This is a genomic window from Paenibacillus xylaniclasticus (genome assembly GCF_004001065.1).
GTDB lineage: Bacteria > Bacillota > Bacilli > Paenibacillales > Paenibacillaceae > Paenibacillus_T > Paenibacillus_T xylaniclasticus.
Genome location: NZ_BIML01000083.1, coordinates 1 through 1,925, shown reverse-complemented (window position 1 = coordinate 1,925; position 1,925 = coordinate 1). Strand labels below are relative to the sequence as shown.

Genomic DNA, 1,925 nt, shown 5'->3' with positions numbered 1-1,925 from the left:
TTGTCGATGGATGATCTGTCTCATTTGTCTAAATCGATTTTGTCGAAAATGACCAGGAAGAGCAATCGTAAGTAGCAAGATACAGAGCGGGTATGGTTGATGAATATGCACTTCATCATTATTTGTCAACCATACCGTCTGCTTCTTTGAACAGTTCTTGGCAAGTTATGATGAACAGCATCCAGGAAGGTGTGGTTCTAATGTCGTTTGAACCGGAAATCAATAAAATTTATCCACTTTCTCCTATGCAAGAAGGGATTCTCTTTCATACCTTGCTTGAAAAAACAGACGCCTATTTCGAACAGAAAGTGTTGTATGTGCAAGGCGTAATCGATACGGATTGCTTTAAGGAGGCCTACAAGCAGATTGTAGACCGTTACGAAGTGCTGCGTACGGTATTTATATACGAAGGAACTGAAAAACCACTGCAGGTGGTTTTGTCGGAGCAAATGATTGATTTGACAGTGGAGGATTTGTCGGATCAGGACGAAGAGCAACAGGAGAAGCTTATTCAAAACCTGCTTCAAGAGGATCGGAGCAGAGGGTTTGAATTAAGTACGGACATATTGATGCGCTTTACGCTTATCCGAACAAGTTCGCGATCCTACGTCATTGTCTGGAGCAATCACCATATCATTATGGACGGTTGGTGCCAAAATATCATTATTCGTGAATTTATGCAGATTTATAACAGCTTGAGGAATGGGTCTCCTGTGGAGTTAGGAGAGGTTTACCCATATAGTGATTATATCGATTGGCTGGTAAGCAAGGACAAGGGAGAATCGCTGGCATACTGGAAGTCGTATTTGATGGACTATACGGTTAATCCAGAATTGCCTGGCCAACGTACGGGGCAGCAGCCTTATGTACACCGTGAAGAAATGCTGAAGATAGAGGAAGAGCTGACCCGCAGGCTGGAGGAGATCGCGAGACAAAATCAAGTAACGCTTAACACGATGATGCAAACGTTGTGGGCAATCGTACTAGCCAAGTACAACAACATCGAGGATGTTGTATTCGGCGCGGTTGTAGCGGGCAGGCCAGCGAATCTGACCGGTGTAGAGCACATGATTGGACTGTTTATAAATACGATACCTGTGCGAATCCAATTCAAGTCTGACGAACGTCTGGAAGATGTGCTTAAGAGGGTGCAGCTTGAAGCGTTGCAGTCCCAAGAGCATGAATACGTATCGTTGTCAGAGGTACAGAACGTCAGCAGCTTAAAGCAACAGCTCATTAAGCAAATTATGGTATTCGAGAATTACCCGGTTGAAACGCAGCTGAGGCAAATGACAGAAGACGGAGAAATTGGCTTTGAAGTTGAGCGTGTTCAAAATTTCGAACAAACGAATTATGATCTGAATCTGATTGTCATACCGGGAGAATCGCTGTGGATCAGATTTTCATATAATCAGGCGGTATACAGCGATACTGTAATCGGGCAAATAAAAAGTCATTTGCATGAGCTGATACGCCGTGTGGTAGAGATACCGGGAGCCATGATCGGGGAATTGGAGATGCTGACCACGGAAGAGAAGCATCTATTGACCCATGAATTCAATGCGACGGAAGCTCCGTATCCCGAAGGGAAGACGATCCATCAGCTGTTCGAGGAGCAGGTGGAGCGTACACCGGATCGCATTGCAGTAGTGAGTGAAATGGAGCAGGTGACATACCGAGATCTGAACGCACGGGCGAACCGGCTGGCGCGTAAGCTGCGGAAGCTGGGCGTGACAGCAGACAGCCGTGTTGGTCTCTTGGCTGAGCGATCGTTGGAGATGATCGCAGGTATTCTCGGCATTCTGAAGGCAGGCGGCGCATACGTGCCGATTGACCCGTCATATCCGCAGGAGCGGATGACGTATATGCTCCGCGACAGCGGAAGCGGGTGGCTGGTCGGAGACGGGCATCTACTGGAGAAGGCA

Annotated in this window: 1 protein-coding gene; it reads left to right on the top strand. The window is 47.0% G+C overall.

The window, feature by feature from the left end; all coding sequences use genetic code 11:
- Positions 1-200: 200 nt before the first annotated feature.
- Positions 201-1,925: condensation domain-containing protein (locus PXY01_RS22020; RefSeq protein ID WP_164744553.1), on the top strand; the 1,725-nt coding region annotated here is incomplete at its 3' end.